This window comes from Sorangium sp. So ce375 (assembly GCF_051473855.1).
Lineage (GTDB): Bacteria > Myxococcota_A > Polyangia > Polyangiales > Polyangiaceae > Sorangium.
Window position 1 is genome coordinate 6,655,774 of the sequence record NZ_CP150335.1, and the last position, 15,995, is coordinate 6,671,768.

The 15,995-nt window shown below is 70.1% G+C and carries 10 protein-coding genes; 3 read left to right on the forward strand and 7 right to left on the reverse strand.

Annotated features, from left to right (window positions below; genetic code table 11):
* Positions 1 to 251 precede the first annotated feature (251 nt).
* The 7 genes from WME90_RS24600 to WME90_RS24630 all read right to left on the reverse strand — a co-directional run bounded on the left by WME90_RS24600 (position 252) and on the right by WME90_RS24630 (position 10,827).
* A complete protein-coding gene (locus tag WME90_RS24600; protein ID WP_437274417.1) occupies positions 252 to 1,793 on the reverse strand; it encodes an NCS1 family nucleobase:cation symporter-1 in 1,542 nt (513 codons plus the stop codon).
* 258 nt (positions 1,794 to 2,051) lie between these two features.
* Complete coding sequence (locus WME90_RS24605) at positions 2,052 to 2,978, reverse strand: PAS domain S-box protein (RefSeq protein ID WP_437274418.1); 927 nt, start codon at positions 2,976 to 2,978, stop codon at positions 2,052 to 2,054.
* A 518-nt stretch (positions 2,979 to 3,496) separates the two neighbouring features.
* The gene (locus tag WME90_RS24610; protein ID WP_437274419.1) at positions 3,497 to 5,866 is read right to left on the reverse strand and encodes a thrombospondin type 3 repeat-containing protein; all 2,370 of its coding nucleotides are present in this window, start codon (positions 5,864 to 5,866) and stop codon (positions 3,497 to 3,499) included.
* A gap of 23 nt (positions 5,867 to 5,889) precedes the next feature.
* Positions 5,890 to 7,323, reverse strand: a complete 1,434-nt coding sequence (locus WME90_RS24615) for a hypothetical protein (protein ID WP_437274420.1) — start codon at positions 7,321 to 7,323, stop codon at positions 5,890 to 5,892.
* On the reverse strand, positions 7,323 to 8,357 hold the full coding sequence (locus WME90_RS24620; RefSeq protein WP_437274421.1) for a hypothetical protein: 1,035 nt from the start codon (positions 8,355 to 8,357) through the stop codon (positions 7,323 to 7,325). The genes WME90_RS24615 and WME90_RS24620 overlap by 1 nt, the downstream gene beginning before the upstream one ends.
* Positions 8,358 to 8,453: 96 nt before the next feature.
* Positions 8,454 to 10,148 carry a serine/threonine-protein kinase gene (locus tag WME90_RS24625; RefSeq protein ID WP_437274422.1) on the reverse strand — a complete coding sequence of 565 codons (1,695 nt, stop codon included), beginning with the start codon at positions 10,146 to 10,148 and terminating at the stop codon, positions 8,454 to 8,456.
* Positions 10,149 to 10,341: 193 nt separating this feature from the next.
* Positions 10,342 to 10,827 carry a hypothetical protein gene (locus WME90_RS24630; protein WP_437274423.1) on the reverse strand — a complete coding sequence of 162 codons (486 nt, stop codon included), beginning with the start codon at positions 10,825 to 10,827 and terminating at the stop codon, positions 10,342 to 10,344.
* A gap of 339 nt (positions 10,828 to 11,166) precedes the next feature.
* Here WME90_RS24630 and WME90_RS24635 point away from each other — a divergent pair, with 339 nt between their 5' ends.
* From WME90_RS24635 to WME90_RS24645, 3 genes are all read left to right on the forward strand, one after another.
* Positions 11,167 to 11,958 carry a hypothetical protein gene (locus WME90_RS24635; protein WP_437274424.1) on the forward strand — a complete coding sequence of 264 codons (792 nt, stop codon included), beginning with the start codon at positions 11,167 to 11,169 and terminating at the stop codon, positions 11,956 to 11,958.
* A 415-nt stretch (positions 11,959 to 12,373) separates the two neighbouring features.
* Positions 12,374 to 13,717, forward strand: coding sequence for a hypothetical protein (locus WME90_RS24640; RefSeq protein WP_437274425.1), 1,344 nt, complete (start codon positions 12,374 to 12,376; stop codon positions 13,715 to 13,717).
* 89 nt (positions 13,718 to 13,806) lie between these two features.
* Positions 13,807 to 15,903: a tetratricopeptide repeat protein gene (locus tag WME90_RS24645; RefSeq protein WP_437274426.1), complete on the forward strand. Its 2,097-nt coding sequence runs from the start codon at positions 13,807 to 13,809 to the stop codon at positions 15,901 to 15,903.
* Positions 15,904 to 15,995: the final 92 nt, after the last annotated feature.

Here is a 15,995-nt window from a genome sequence, read left to right on the forward strand (position 1 = left end):
CCCCGCCCCACAACGACGTTGCGGACGTGGAGGAGTCTCGTCGATGTCCGGCGCATGAATGCCCGCACACAAAGACAGCCCATCGGGCCGCGCGGGGCCGTCGCGTGGACCGGCGAGGAGCCGGCGGCGCTCCCGAGGGAGAGGGTGTCCTCTGGAGCGCGCTCCGCGGGGAAGGACGGAGCGGTCGCCGAGGGCTCGGGCAGATAGCGAGGGGCGGTGGGGACTAGCGCCTCGACGCGAGGCAGCGAAGGTCAGGCCGCGGCGAGCTTGGCCGGGCGGCGCACAAGCGAGAGGCCGACATAGAGGACGAACGAGATGGCGAAGCCCGAGAACCAGGCGTAGCTATAGAGATCCATCCATGTGCTGGAGACCGTCGCGACCTTGATGGTGCCGAGGAAGCCAGGCAGGTTGGGCAAGATGCCGGCGACGAGGGCGACGATCGCGATGGGGTTCCATCCGTTCGCGTACCAGTAGATCCCTTCCCGCTTGTAGAGCTGGGCGAGCTCGAGGTTGGTCCTGCGGATGACGTAGTACTCCGCGATCAGGATCGCGCCGACGGGGCCGAGCAGCGCGGAGTAGCCGACGAGCCAGGTGAAGATATACCCCGTCGGGTCGCTGACGAGCCGCCACGGCTGCATCAGGATCCCGATGATGCCGGTGATGAGGCCGCCGGTGCGGAAGGAGATCTTCGACGGCCAGAGGTTCGAGAAGTCGTTGGCCGGGCTCACCACGTTCGCGGCGATGTTTGTCGCCAGGTTGGCGATGCAGAGGGCCGCGAGCGAGATGATCAGGACGACCGGGTTCTCGAAGCGGGTGATGACGACGACCGGATCCCAGAGGGTCTCGCCGTAGATCACGACCGTGGCGGAGGTGACGGCGACGCCGATGAACGAGAAGAACGCCATCGTGGGCGGCAGGCCGATCGCCTGTCCGATGACCTGATCGCGCTGCGAATGCGCGTAGCGCGTGAAATCCGGGATGTTGAGGGCCAGGGTGGCCCAGAAGCCGACCATCGCCGTGAGCGCAGGGAAGAAGAAGGTCCAGAACTGGCCTTCCTTGGGCTGCCCCACCCCGAAGGACGAGGGCTTCTCGAGCATTGGGCCGAACCCGCCGGCGCGGCTGTAGGCCCAGAGGAGCAAGAGCAGGCCGAGGCCGATCAGGAGAGGCGCCTTGACGTTCAGCAGGATCCGGATCGACTCGATGCCCATGCGGATGATCCAGATGTTGATGCCCCAGAAGAACAGGAAGCAGGCGAGCTGCGGGGCGTTGATGCCGAGCGCCGTCGGCGGGATCTGCTCTATCGACGGGATGAAGACCGCCAGGATCTTGTAGATGGCCCACCCGCCGAGCCACGTCGAGATCCCGAACCAGCCGCAGGCGACGAGGGCGCGCAGCACCGCGGGCACGTTGGCCCCTCGGATGCCGAAGGCGCTCCGGCAGTAGACGGGGAACGGGATGCCGTACTTCGTGCCCGCGTGCGCGTTGAGGATCATGGGCATGAGCACGATGACGTTGCCGAGGAGGATCGTGAGGACGGCCTGCCCCCAGCTCATGCCCTCGGCGATCAGGCCCGAGGCGAGCATGTACGTCGGCGTGCAGGCGCACATGGAGACCCACAGCGCAGCGATGTCCTTCATCCCCCATTTGCGCTGATCCCAGCGCACGGGCGCGATATCTTCGTTGACGTAGCGCGAGTCGATGTCCCCTCCTAGTTCCAGAAAGCCCTCGCTGGCTTTCGCACCGTGAGCAGCCGATTGCACGTCGGGTTGAGCAGTCGTTTGCGTGTGCGACATCGTCTCCGAGGCTACACGACGGACGTGAGACTGGATAGTGGGCAGGCGCGCCCTCGCCGGCTTACACCGGCTGTCCGGTGAGCGCGGACGACCGTGCGCAGCGCGCCGCGTCGCTCGCTTTGTTCGCTTTGTTCGCTTTGTTCGCTTTGCTTCCTTTGTTTCCTCGATGTTACGTGCCGAGCCTCGGCGTCCGCTTCTCGGTTGTTCTGGTCCCCTTGTGCGGTGATCCCCCCTTGGCGGGATCTCCGAGGCTCGGCGCTAGCCGCCCTGGTGGACCGCGGGTCGAGAGGCGGTGAGCCCGCGCTTCAGGGCGAATGCGATACCCTCTTTCAGGGTCCGGAGCGTCACGACGCCGCCTACACCGACGCCCTGCGCGACGAGCGTCTGCGCGATCCGCGGCTGGATGCCGGTGAGCACCACCTGGGAGCCGAGGAGGTTCACCGCCTTGGCCAGCCGGATCACCGAGTCGGCTACGTGGGAGTCGATCACGCTCACGCCCGTGATGTCGAGGACCACCGTCCTGGCGCTGTGCGTGACGACCCCGTTGAGCACGATCTCGAGCGTCGCCGCGGCGCGGTCGCTGTCGAGGAAGCCGATGAGCGGCACCGCGATGACCTGATCTGCGACCGGCATGAGCGGGGTCGACAGCTCGCGGACCATCTGCTCGAGCCGCTTCGTCTTGTCCGCCACGCGCTGCTCGAGCTCGGCGTTGAGGCGCTTCACCTCGTCCTCCGCGTGCCGGCGCTCGGTGACGTCGACGCCGATCGCCTGGAACTCGGCGAGCGGCCCCCCCTCGCCGAGCGGGGCGCGGTTGGTCCAGTGCATCCAGCGGACCGAGCCGTTCGGGAGGATGACGCGGTGCTCTGTGTGGACGATGGGGTTCTCGGGGCCGAGCTTCGCGAACTGCCGGGCGAGGAGCGGCCCGTCCTCTTCGGGGACCATCGGCATGAAGCGGTGGCCGACCAGCTCCTCCTGCGTCTTGTCGAAGTACCTGCAGTAGATGTCGTTGACGAAGGTCAGCGTGCCATCCATCCGGAAGCGGCAAATGAGCTCGGTCTGGTCCTCGACGATGCCCCGGTAGCGCGCCTCGCTCTCCCGCAGGTCGGTCTCCACCCGCCGCTTCTCGGCGAGCTCCCGCTCGAGCTCGGCGTTGCGCGAGCGGAGGAGCTCCAATTCCGCTCGCATCGTAGCGAGAACATCCGCTTCGCCGTCGTTCATGATCCGGTGCCCCTGGACGCGCTGTGTGGACAGCAACGTCCGTCCAAGCTATCTTACCAGAGGACGATCGCGCCGGGTCAACTTCGAGCGTGCCGAAGTCGCGCGCAGTGTCTCCCACAGCGCACGACATCGTCCCATCGATGCTCTGGAGCGTCGGAGTTGACGTCCGCTCCGGGAGCTTGCGGGTCGTGTGTGAGCGCGCGCTTCGAGAGGGGCGCAGACACGGGGTGGGACCGGATGACGGGCGGCTGCGTCGCCGCAGGACGAGCGCTCAGGGCCGGTCGAGCGGATCGGGGCGCGTCGTGACTCGACGCGTCGCGCTCCTCGGCGGACAGCCGATGTGACGGGCGCACACCGCTCCTCGGCTGCTGCTGGCTGAGCGCCTTCCGGCGGAGCGACGGGAGCTCCACCGGAAGGCGACAGCTACACGGGGCTGATGTGGGATGGGAGGGCCGTGGCTCCGGCTCAGCTGCCGTGGCTCCGGCTCAGCTACGGAGGCGGGCAGCGGCGGGGCGCTGGGATCGCCGGCGCGCGCCGAGGCACGCGGCGCCGAGGAGCGACGCTGCGAGAGCGAGCGCCGCGTCGCGCGGGGCGCCGGGCTGCAGCGCGCACGCGAGACCGGACGCGACCTCCGAGGAGGAGGGGGGCGTCGGGCCGCTTGCGCCGGAGCTGTCGCCGGCTGCGCCGCCGGTGCCGTCGCAGGGGTCATCGCTGCCGCCGTCACCGGCGCCGGTCTGACCGGAGTTCGCCCCGAGGGGGCAATCGTCATCGGTATCGGCGATGCCGTCGTTGTCCGCGTCATCGTCGCAGGCGTCGCCGGTGCCGTCGCCGTCGCCGTCGGCCTGGTTGCGATTGGCGGCGAGAGGGCAGTTGTCGTCGGGATCGGCGATGCCGTCGTCGTCGTCGTCACCGTCGTCGCCGTCGCAGGCATCGCCGAGGCCGTCGCCGTCCGCGTCGGTCTGGTCGGGGTTTGGAACGAGAGGGCAGGTGTCGGAGGCGTCCGGGAAGCCGTCGTTGTCCGAGTCGTCGTCGCACGCGTCGCCGGCGCCATCGCCGTCGCTGTCGGCCTGGTCGGGGTTCGCGGTCGAGGCGCAGTTGTCCGCGAGATCCGAGATGAGGTCGCCGTCGCCGTCGTCGCAGACATTGCCCACGCCGTCATCGTCGGCGTCCGTCTGGTCGGGGTTGGGGACGAGTCGGCAGTTGTCGTCGGCGTCGCTCACGCCGTCGCCGTCGGCGTCGAGCGCGGGGTCCGGATCGCAGGCATCGCCGCGGCCGTCGCGGTCGGCGTCGACCTGGTCCTCGTTCGCGGCAAAAGGACAGTTGTCGTCGCTATCGGGCCAGCCGTCGTCGTCGTCGTCCTCGTCGCAGGCGTCGCCCAGAGCGTCGCGGTCCGTGTTCTCCTGGAAGAGGTTGTGGATCGAAGGGCAGTTGTCGGCGCCGTTGAGCACGCCGTCGTTGTCGGCGTCATTGTCGCAGGCGTCACCCGTGCCGTCGCCGTCGCTGTCGGGCTGCGGCTCGCCTGGCCCCGGCGGCGGGTCGGGCACGAGCCGACAGTCGTCGTCGGCATCGGGCACGCCATCGCCGTCCGAGTCGGTGTCCCGGTAGTCAGGAGTCCCGTTGTTGTCGGTGTCGACCGCAGGCGTGTTCAGCAGAGTGTCGCCAGCCTCTTTGCGATCGGGCACCCCGTCGTTGTCGCTGTCCAGATCCCTTGCGTCGATCGTCCCATCGCCGTCGGTGTCGTTGGCTGGATCGGCGGGCTCGTCGGGGTTCGCCACCTCCTCGAAGTCCCCGATAGCGTCACGGTCGGAGTCGACGCTTGTCGGATCGGTGCGGAGCGCAGCCTCGACGGCATCGGTGAGACCGTCACCGTCATCGTCGGGATCACAGACGTTCCCCGCACCATCATTGTCCGTGTCGAGCTGGTTGGTGTTGACGTCGTACGGGCAGTTGTCGTCCGCGTCGAGCACGCCGTCGTTGTCGTCGTCGTCGTCGCACGCGTCGCCGAGCGCATCCTCGGGCCCGTTCTTCGGGTTGTTCTCCTGTCCCGGGTTCGGGGTCTCGATGCAGTTGTCGGAGGCGTCCGGCACCCCGTCGGCGTCGTCGTCGTCGTCGCACGCATCGCCCAGCGCATCGCCGCCGGGCAGGGTCCGGTCGGTGTTCCCCTGGCTCGTATTCGGCGCGAACGGACAATTGTCGGAGGCGTCGGGAACGCCGTCGCCGTCGTCATCGTCATCGCAAACGTCCCCCAGCGTATCGCCGGTGGAAGCGTCGGTGTTCGCTTGAGCCGCGTTCGGGGTGGAGGGGCAATTGTCGCAGGCGTCGCCGACTCGGTCGCCGTCGCCATCCGCCTGGTTGGTGTTGGACGTGTCCGGGCAGTTGTCGCACGCGTCGCCGACCCCGTCGCCGTCGCCATCCGCCTGGTTGGTGTTGGACGTGCCCGAGCAGTTGTCGCACGCGTCGCCGACCCCGTCGCCGTCGCTGTCCCGCTGGTTGAGATTGACAGTAGCAGGGCAGTTATCACAGACGTCGCCATGGAGATCACCGTCGATGTTGCCCTGATCAGAATTTGCGAAATTCGTACAGTTATCGCAGCTATCTCCTACGCCATCGCCATCTCTGTCCCGCTGGTCATCATTGAACGCACTGGGACAGTTGTCGCAAACATCGCCGAAACTGTCTCCATCCTGGTTGTTCTGACCTGGATTGAACCTAGTAGGACAGTTGTCGACAGCGCTGGAGACACCATCAGCATCAGTATCCTGCGCATACGCCACACCCGGCGCGAGCACCAAGGCCAGCCCCAGCGAGCTCGCCCCCGCAGCCACAGCAACCCATCGCCGCACACCCGTGCTCATCGGCCTCTTCATCGCTCCCCCGCTCACGGCGACAGCTTCGCCACGAAGACATCCGCCCCCGCGCCGCTGTCGAGCGACGTCTCCCCGAACGCCACGCTCCCGCTGAACGCCCCCGTCACGACCGCCGCCCCGTCCAGATCGATCGCCACCCCCGTCCCCCGGTCCTCCCCTGCCCCGCCGAATCGCCGCGCCCACACGACCTCGCCGTCTCGATCGAGCTTCACCACGAACGCGTCGTCCTCTCCCGCGCTCACCAGCATGCGCCGTCCGATCCTGGCCTCACCCCGGAAGCTGCCGACCACGAGCACGTTGCCCACCCCGTCCACCACCACCTGCCCCAGCGACGCGCCTTGCTCGCCGATCCGCCGGCTCCACACGTGCTTCCCCTCCGCATCGAGCTTCGCCACGAAGACCGCCTCTCCCGCGCCGGCGTTCCGCGCCCCGCCCCCGAAGTCGACAGTCCCGACCATCGCCCCGCCCACGACCACGGCGCCGGCCCCATCCACCGCGACCGCCAGCGCCCGCTGCGCCCCCGCGTCGCCGAACCGCCGGCTCCACACGTGGTTCCCCTCGGGATCGAGCTTCGCCACGAACACGTCGTAGTCCCCGGCGCTCTCGATCGGGCCACCCCCGAAATCGATCGCTCCCGCGAATTCGCCGGCCACGATCGCGTTTTCCTGCGCGTCCACAGCCACCGCCCGGGCCCGCTGATCGAAGCCGTCCCCGAACCGCTCGCTCCACAGCAGCGCTCCCGCGGCGTCGAAGCTCGCCGCGAACACGTCGTTGCTGCCTGCGCTCGTGTACGTCGCCGCCCCGATCGCCAGCGTCCCGGAGAAGCGCCCCGCCGCCACCGCGCGCCCGTTCACGCCCGCTGCCACAGACGTCCCGGCCTGGTAGCCCATCCCGCCGAGCGGCTGCAGCCACGCCTCGTGTCCCTCGGCGTCGAGCCGCACGAGATAGCCGTCGCGCCCTCCGGTGCTCGTGCGCGGGGCGCCACCGAACTCGAGCGTCCCCGAGAACTCCCCGGCGATAAGCAGATCGCCGTTCCCGTCCGCCGCGAGCGCATTGACGATCTGCGGATCGAACGCCCCGAACCTCCGCAGCCCGAGCCCCGCCCCGTCGCTCCCGGCGACGCGCGCCAGGAACACGTTGTCCCCTCCGATCGCGGACACCCGCTCCTCATCGAGCTTCACGTCGCCCGCGAGCCTGCCGAGCAGCGCCGCCGCGCCGTCCCCGGCCACCGCCACGCTCGGCCCGGCCTGGTCCGAGTCGCCGCCGAGGGCGCGCGCCCACATCACCTCGCCACGCGGCGCTCCCGTGGCGCCGCCGCCCGCTCCGCCCGCGCCGCCCGCGCCGCCCGACCCGTCCTCCGCCTCGGAGAGGTAGAGCTCCGGCGCACAGCCGGTCCACAGCGCCATCGCGACGATCGCGCTGCCCGCTCGCTTCGTGGTTCTCATCAGAACACCCCGTTCCACGCGACGCCCTGCACGCCCGGCCCGACGAGCGGCACGAGCGCCGCTCGCTCGCTCTTCACCTGCGGCCGCAGCACCACCCCGCCCACCGCGGCGCCGACGCCCGCGACCCCGGCCACGCCGAGCGTCACCGAGAGGCCGAGGCTCCAGTTCCAGCGCGATCTCAGCGCCTGCATGCTCTCCACGTCGTACTCCCGCCGATCGCAGACCGAGCCCGGACACTCCCTGTCGATCTTCGCCCGCGCCGCCGCGTGATCCACCGCGAATGCCACGCTGGCCGCCAGCCCCGCGAGCCCCGCTCCGCCGGCGACCCAGGCCCACGTCGGCACCGGCACGCGCTCGTCGCGAGGCGCCACAGGCGCCTGTGGCGCCAGCGGCCCCCTCTTGGCAGGGACCTCGCTCGCCTGGACCGGCACGAGGACGACCTCGACCTCCACGGGCGCGATCTCCGCGTCCTTCAAGGTGATCTCCCGCCGATCGGTCACGAAGCCGCCCGCCTCCACCGTCACCTCGTGGGATCCCGGGTTGAGCTTTCGCGGCTGGCCGAGCGCCACGCGCGGGATCTGCTCGCCGTCCACCCGCGCCACGATCAGCTCCTCCGGCGCCCCCTGGACGCGGAGGCGGAGCGACGGGATCCGGGTTTCCAGCGCGGTCGAGAGGTCTGCGGCCGCCGCGCGCGCCTCGGCGAACGCCTCGGGCTCCCGGGGGGTGACCGGCAGCTGCGTCACCTCGTGCGCGGTCACGCGCGCCTCGAGGAGCAGGCCGAGCGCGACCTGGGCCCGCGCGAGATCGAGCCCGGTCGTCGGCACCTGCATGAGCGCGTGCGCGGCGCTGAAGTCCACGAGCGCCCCCTTGGCGTCACCTGAGGCGAGCTTGTTGCGCCCCTCGATCAAGAGGGTCCGCGCGGTCTGCCGATCCGCGGCGGAAGGCTCGGCCTGCGCGGCGCCCGGCGCGAGCGCCACCGTCAGGCCGAGCGCGACGCTCGCCAGAAGGGCAAGCCGAGTGCGTGATGAAGCCATATGAATATCCCCGTTCGACATTCGCACAGGCGCACTACGCCATTTCTTCCTGCGCGGCCAAGCCGCGTCAGATTCTGCCTGCGCGGCCATACCGCGTCAGAAACCGATTGTGTCTTTGGCCGGCTTGCGTGTCGGTGGTTTGGCCGTGGCGCTCGCCGCGCCCGCAGGCAGCGACGGTTCCAGCTTCTGCCGCGGCGCGCTCGTCACCTTGGCGGCCGGCGCCGCGACGGGCGCCGGCGTCGCGCTCGCGCTCGCGCTCGCGGCCGGCGAGACAACGGCCTTTGCCGGTGCGACAGGCGTCGTCTCTGCCGCAGGCACAGGCGCCGGCACGACAGGCGGCACAGCGACCGCTTCCGGCGCAGCGCTGGCGGCCGGGCCCGCGGCGCCCGCGCTCCGCTCCGCGCCGCTCGCGCTCCGCTCCTCAGCAGCGCCCGCGCTCCGCTCCTCAGCGCCCGCACTCCGCTCCTCAGCGCTCAGGCTCGGCGCTGCCGGGGGCGCATTCGCCATGACCGTCGCAGCGTCATCCGTCGCTCGTCCCCGCGCTGCCCAGTACACGCCTGCTCCCGCGAGCGCGACGGCCGTGATAGCCGCCCCGACGATGCCGATCACGGGCGCCCGGCTTTTCACCGCGCTGCCGGTGCTCGCCATCCCGCCGAGCGTGCGGCCAGGCGGCCCGCTCTGAGCGAGCTGCGCGGCGCCATGGCCGGAGTTACCGACGGCGCCATGGTCGGAGCTGCCGAGAGCGCCTTGGCCGGCGCCACCGACAGCGCCATGGCCGGCGCCACCGACAGCGCCTTGGCCGGCGCTACCGCCAGCGCCATGGCCGGCGCCACCGACGGCGCCATGGCCGGAGCTCCTGTTCATCGAGCCCGACTGGCTGAGCCGCTCGGCGCCGGACGACCGCGCCGCGGCCGCGATCTCCCCACCCGACGGGAACGACGCCCGCGGCGCCCCGAAGACCGCCATCTCGAGCGCCTCGGCCAGCTCCTTCGCCGACCCGAAGCGCAATTCCGGCCTTGTCTGTAGCGCCCGCTGCATCCACGCGTCGACGGCTGCCGGGAGCCCCGGCCTAACGTGGCTTGGCGGCGCGAACACGCCGTTGTGCAGCGCCACCGACAGCGCACCGAACGTCTCGGCATAGAACGGGAACTGCCCGGTCATCGCACGGTAAGCGACGACGCCGAGCCCCCAGAGATCCGCGTGGAAATCGACGTGCTTCGAGCTCAGCACCTGCTCCGGGCTCATGTAGAGCGGCGTCCCCAGGACGCTCCCTGTCGCCGTCATGGCGAGCTCGCCTTCGGCGGCGTGCTTGGCGACCCCGAAATCCAGCACTTTGACGAACGGCTCTCCGTCCAGATCCAGCAGGAAGAGGTTGTCCGGCTTGATGTCGCGATGGACGATCCCGAGCTGGTGCGCGCGCCCGAGCGCCTTGGCCGCCTGCGACACGATGCGCGCGACCTCCGGCGGCGGCAGCGCGCCGAGCCGCTCCAGGCGGCGCTTGAGGTCCTCGCCCTCGAGCAGCTCCATCACGATGTACGGCGCGCCGTCCGGGGTCACCCCGTGATCGAAGACCTGCACGACATGGGGGCTCTTGATCTGCGCCGCCGCCAGCGCCTCGCGCCGGAACCGCTCGACAAGGCCGCGGTTCTGCGCGTAGGCAGGCGATATGAACTTGACGGCCACCTGGGTCCTGAGCGCGAGGTGGTCGGCGACCCACACGCTCCCCATCGCGCCCTGCCCGAGGGGGCGCGCTAGCCTCAGCGTATCGGTCACCTGCTGGCCGGCGATCATCGCGATCTGCCTCCTTTGAGTTGGCGACCGAGCTTACAGCAAACGGGGCTGCGCCGTCCGCGCCATCTCACGTCCTCCGCGCCTCCGTCCACATCGTGGCGGAGGCGATGAGATGGCTCCTTGTCGATAGGCCGCGCGCGGGAGAGGCGCGCCGTCGGATCACTGCGCCCGCCGGATTGCTGCGCCCGCCGGATTACTGCGCCCGCCGGAGCGTGGCGAGCCCCTTCCAGGGCGGCGTCTGCGCGTGGACGACGAGCTCGTCCTGGCCCGAGAACTCGCACAGCGCCTCGTAGGCGACCCCCGCCTCGTCATAGGCGACGAGCTTGAACCGGTCCCACGCGGGGTCGCGGATCTCGTAGGCGCGGTCCACGTGGAGGCCGGGCGAGTCGGCGAGGATGCGCTTTCCGTCGAAGCGGACGACCAGGTGCGCGTACTGGAACTCGAGCATCGACGCGAGCATCGGCTCGAGCGGGACCTCGGGCTCGAACCGGACGAGCCGGAAGGTGCCGCGCAGGCGCGCGTCGATCGACGCGACCTCGGCGCCCGCTTCGGGCCGGGCAGCGCTCGATCCGCAGCCGGCCGTCTGCGCGGCGAGCACGGCGGCGAAGGCGACGAGCAGGAGGGAAGCGCGGGACGCGCGCGAGGGACGCAGGGAGGGACGGCTCGCCGGGGGCGACATAGGGCGGAGCTTAGGGCGGTCGGACGAGCAGCGCAAAGCGGCGCAGGAGCGCGCGGCCGTGAGAGAGCCAAGGGCGAGCGGACGAACCATCGTCCTTCCGCGTCCGCCTCCGCTCACGCTTCCACCTCGAGCGCCGCGCCATCCGCCTCGAGCGCCGCGCCGTCAGCACGGCTCCGACGCTCCAGAGGCCGCGCGCCTTGCGCCGATCTCGCGCGCTCTCCACACTCCACCGAGCGAGCCGGCCGACCCGCGTCGCCTTGCCCGGACAGCGCAGCCCGCGACGCTTCGCCCGGACAGCGCAGCCCGAGCGCCGCAGCCGCGCTCGCTGGAGGGGGGAGCATGACAGACGTCCTGAGAGGCACCGATTTCGTCGCACGCCTTCCCGAACACGCCTGCGCCGCGCGCGAGGAGGCCATCCTCGCCGCGGTGCACGCCGGCCATCTGGCGCCCGTCTGCTGGGTCCCGGTGCATAGCCAGCTCGGAGAGCGCCGCGCGACCTTCCTCGTGAGCGCCGACGCGCTCCGCATCGGGGACGCGGAGGACTCCGTCCGCATCAACGCCTCCGCCCGGACGGCCCAGCGCATCGCGGATCTGCTCGAGTGCGCGATGCTGACGACGCGCCTCTGCGACCTCGTGTGGGAGCAGGCCAGCGTGCGGATCCCGCCGTGCATCGGCGCCCCGGACGCCGCGATGGCGAACACCTCCCGCATGCTGGAGCACCACCGCCGCGTCGAGGAGCGGGTCGCGGGGCGGACGGGGCTCATCGAGAACGTCGGCAAGCACTGGGTGCTCACGAACCGCCTCGCAGATCACCCGGACCGGGCCGCCAACTACGGCTGGTTCGACCCGGGCGCCGCTCACAAGGACGGCCAGCAGACCCTATGGCAGCCCCTGGGGCTCGCGCACAACCCGGATCACGTGGACTACTCGCAAGTCGTCCGCCTCGTGCGGCGACGGTGCACGGTCGACGACGAGGAGCGCGATCTCCTGGAGGTGATGACCGACCCGGCGCTCGCCGGCCTCGTCTCGTCCGAGGGCCCCCTGCGCGTCCTCCGGCTGCCCGGCGTGCCCGAAGAGGCGTGGCTCGCCGTGCGCCTCCAGGAGCGCGCGGAAGTAGTTGCATCGAAGTAGCCGCGAGCAGGACAGCAGGCGTTCCGGTTCCCCGAGCGGCCAGGCGGCCACGGCGATCTCGTCGTGCGGGTGAGCGCCCGGCTCGACGCCACGGACGCCGCTCCCTCGATCGCTGGCATCGCGAAGCGGCCCCTCCAGCGTCTCTGCCTCCAGCGGCGGCGATGACGGGCCCAGCGGCCCCGGCGACGACACGCAGTGCAGCTTCCGCGGCGGCGCCGACCTGTCCGGCCATTCGGGGCTCGCCGTCTCCCTCGTCGGCCTCGCCCTCGTCGCGCGACGGCGCGGCGCCGGGGGAGGTCGCAAGCCAAGGGCGAGACCGCGGGAGATCCCCGCGCCTCTGCCTGGGACGCCTTGACGGGCGACCTCCCGCGGCCTCCTTGGCGCCCGCATGCGCTCCGCGGTACCGTGCCGCGCGATGACGGTCCCGCGTGAAGATCTGAAGCGCTTCTACGCCGCCTGCGATCCGAACAAGTCCCTCTCGGGGACGGACGAGCGGTACGTCCCCCTCGACCGGGCCCGTGGCAGCATCGGTCCGAGCTGCGTGGACCTCCTGGAGCAGACGGTCCTCATCGCCGAGGAGTCCTGTCAGCTCTTCACCGGGTTCCCCGGGACGGGGAAGACCACCGAGCTCCGTCGGCTCCATCAGCGCCTCGACGAGGCGAAGGACCTGCCCACCCACGTCGTCTACGTCGACCTCGAAGAGTACATCGACATCTTCTCGCCGATCTCCATCACCGACGTCCTGCGCATCCTCGCGTACTGCATGGATCGCGAGGCGACGCGCATGGAGGGAGACGATCCTGACAAGAAGCCCGGCTATCTCCAGCGGTTCATCGAGTTCCTGGAGCGGACGGAGATCAAGCTTCCCAAGGGCGAGGTTGAGGCGTTCGGCGCGAAGCTCATGCTCGAGCTCAAGAACAACCCGGACTTCTCGCAGCGCGTGGAGAAGGCGCTCAGCGGGCGGTTCCAGCTCTTCGTCGACGAGGCGAAGCAGAGCATGACGCGCTCGGTGCTGCGCTTGAAGAGCGCGCGGGGCTCCCAGGCCCAGCGGATCGTGGTCATCGCCGATGGCCTGGAGAAGCTCCGGCCGCGCAAGGAGCAGGAGCGGGAGGCGATCACCGCGGGTGTGGAGCTCCTGTTCTCCACGCACGCCCCGCTCCTGCGGCTGCCTTGCCACGTCATCTACACGTTCCCCTTGTGGCTCAGGTACCGGCGCCCCGATCTCGGAGCGACCTACGACGGCGAGCCGCTCGTCTTGCCCATGGTGAAGGTCACGAAGCCCGGGGGAGAGCCGGTGCGGGAAGGCATCGCGTGCTTGACGGAGGTCGTCGGCAAGCGGCTCGATCTCGCGAGCATCTTCGGCGCCGAGCCGTCGCGCGCGCTCGATCCCATCCTCCTCGCGACGGGCGGCTATCCGCGGGATCTCCTGCGCGTCGTGCGCAATCTGCTCACCTCGGGCGGCGGCTTTCCGGTGACGCCCGAGCAGGTCGAGCGGCAGATCGACAGGCTCGCGCAGGACTACGCGATGGCGCTCTACGGGGACGAGATCGACGTGCTCGTCGGGGTCGCGAAGACGAACGCGGTCCCGCTGGACAACGACGGAGAGGTGGCGCGGTTCATCCGCCTGCTCGATCGCTGGCTCGTGCTGGCCTACAGGAACGGGAAGGAATGGTACGACCTGCACCCGATGGCGCGCCGGGATCCGAGGGTCCGAGCACGCCTGGCCAAGCCGAGCTCGACGGCACCGAGCGGGAGCTGAGCCCGACCGCGGAGGCGCCGCCGTTCGCGCGGCCCTACCTCGGGCACTTCGCGGAGCTGCGCGCGGCGCTCGCGCTGCACGAGGGCTTCGTGCTCGCGCCGGTGGAGGTGCCTTCGATGGACGTCGGCCGCGAGCTCGCGGCGTCGTTCGAGCGGGCGGGCACGAAGGTAGCGCGTGTGGTGGTGACGCCCGGGCAGGGCGCCGAGCTCGCGACGACCTTGCTGGCCGTGCCGGCGAGCGACGTGGACGTGGTGATCGTGCTCGGACCACGGGACGTGACGGACGACGTTCGCGAGGGCCTCAACCGGCTCAACCTGCAGCGGGACACGCTGGCGAAGCGGCTCGGGAAGACGCTGGTCTGGTGTGGGCTCCGGACGTTCCTGAACGCGACGTGGGAGGAGGCGCCGGATCTCTGGTCCATCCGCGATCTGACGTTCCGGATCCCGCTGCTCGGCGTGAACGAAAGGCAGCGAGCCTCCTCGACGACGATGCCGGGGAGCTCGGAGGGCGATCGCGATGAGACGCCGCGCCTGATCGAGGCGGCGCGGAAGGTCGGGGATGACAGGAACCTCGGGCGGTTGCTGCTGCGTCATGCGCGGGAGCTCCTCTCTCAAGGGGAGCCACGGAGCGCAGAGGCTCGTCTTGCCGAGGGGACCGCGATCCTGAGAGGCCTCGCGTCGTTGCACGGCACCTACGAGGAGGCGCTCTGCGAGGAGCTGCGGGGGGACGTCGACGTTTGGCTGCATAGCCCCCGCGAGGGCGTGGCCGCCTATGGTCGTGCGCTGGCGATGTACCAGGCACTCGAGCGAGCCGCGGATTGCGGGCGCATCTTCTTGAAGCGCGCACAGGCGTCGGACGATGTGGAGACGAGCCTTCAGGATCTGGAGCGAGCGCTCGTTTCGTTTGACCAGACAGGAGACCGCCTCGGACAGGCAAACGTCCTGAAAGCACGCGGCGACCTCCGACGATTCAAGGACGACCTCGACGGCGCTCTCCTCGACTACGAGCACGCTCTCGAGCTCTTCCTCCTCGTTGACTCCCGCCTTGGACAGGCAAACGTCCTTCAAGCACGCGGCGACCTCCGACGATTCAAGGCCGACCTCGACGGCGCTCTCCTCGACTATGAGCGCGCTCTGGAGCTCTTCCTCCTCATCGACGACCGCCTCGGACAGGCAAACGTCCTTCAAGCACGCGGTGACCTCCGACAAAGAAAGGCCGACCTCGACGGCGCTCTCCTCGACTATGAGCGCGCTCTGGAGCTCTTCCTCCTCGTCGACGCCCGCCTCGGACAGGCAAACGTCCTGAAAGCACGCGGTGACCTCCGACAAAGAAAGGCCGACCTCGACGGCGCTCTCCTCGACTACGAGCGCGCTCTGGAGCTCTTCCTCCTCGTCGACTCCCGCCTTGGACAGGCAAACGTCCTTCAGGCACGCGGCGACATCCGACAAAGAAAGGCCGACCTCGACGGCGCTCTCCTCGACTATGAGCGCGCTCTGGAGCTCTTCCTCCTCGTCGACGACCGCCTTGGACAGGCAAATGTCCTTCAAGCACGCGGCGACCTCCGACAAAGAAAGGCCGACCTCGACGGCGCTCTCCTCGACTATGAGCGCGCTCTGGAGCTCTTTCTCCTCGTCGACTCCCGCCTTGGACAGGCAAACGTCCTTCAGGCACGCGGCGACATCCGGCGATTCAAAGCCGACCTCGACGGCGCTCTCCTCGACTATGAGCGCGCTCTGGAGCTCTTCCTCCTCGTCGACGACCGCCTCGGACAGGCAAACGTCCTTCGAGCACGCGGCGAGCTCAGACAAAGAAAGGCCGACCTCGACGGCGCTCTCCTCGACTATGAGCGCGCTCTGGAGCTCTTCCTCCTCGTCGACGACCGCCTCGGACAGGCAAACGTCCTTCGAGCACGCGGCGCCTTGGAGATCGCCCGCGAGAACCCCGCGGCCGCACTGCCCCACTACCAGGCCGCGTTGGCGCTGTACGAGGCCATCGATGATCCCCTCGGTCTCTCCAACGTCCTCGCTGTCCTCGCCGCCACCCACGCGCTCCTCGGTCAACCAACCGAAGCCCGTGTCGCCGCCGAGCGCGCCATCCCCCTCGCCGAGCGTGCCCAGAACCGCTACGCGCTCAGGCTCGCCACCGCCGTCCTCTCTGCCCTGCCCTCCCCACCCGACGCCGCGTGACGACCTCTTCGACCCTACCCGCCCCACCTCCTGGGCGAAGACCTGCACGCGCCTAGTGGTGGTGGGGTACTTACCCCACGCTGCCGGAATGA

What these genes read in the sequence shown, in the direction of transcription:
- WME90_RS24600 (WP_437274417.1), bottom strand. Translation starts at nt 1,793, where the DNA reads ATGTCGCACACGCAAACGACTGCTCAACCCGACGTGCAATCGGCTGCT.
- WME90_RS24605 (WP_437274418.1), bottom strand. Translation starts at nt 2,978, where the DNA reads ATGCGAGCGGAATTGGAGCTCCTCCGCTCGCGCAACGCCGAGCTCGAG.
- WME90_RS24610 (WP_437274419.1), bottom strand. Translation starts at nt 5,866, where the DNA reads ATGAGCACGGGTGTGCGGCGATGGGTTGCTGTGGCTGCGGGGGCGAGC.
- WME90_RS24615 (WP_437274420.1), bottom strand. Translation starts at nt 7,323, where the DNA reads ATGAGAACCACGAAGCGAGCGGGCAGCGCGATCGTCGCGATGGCGCTG.
- WME90_RS24620 (WP_437274421.1), bottom strand. Translation starts at nt 8,357, where the DNA reads ATGGCTTCATCACGCACTCGGCTTGCCCTTCTGGCGAGCGTCGCGCTC.
- WME90_RS24625 (WP_437274422.1), bottom strand. Translation starts at nt 10,148, where the DNA reads ATGATCGCCGGCCAGCAGGTGACCGATACGCTGAGGCTAGCGCGCCCC.
- WME90_RS24630 (WP_437274423.1), bottom strand. Translation starts at nt 10,827, where the DNA reads ATGTCGCCCCCGGCGAGCCGTCCCTCCCTGCGTCCCTCGCGCGCGTCC.
- WME90_RS24635 (WP_437274424.1), top strand. Translation starts at nt 11,167, where the DNA reads ATGACAGACGTCCTGAGAGGCACCGATTTCGTCGCACGCCTTCCCGAA.
- WME90_RS24640 (WP_437274425.1), top strand. Translation starts at nt 12,374, where the DNA reads ATGACGGTCCCGCGTGAAGATCTGAAGCGCTTCTACGCCGCCTGCGAT.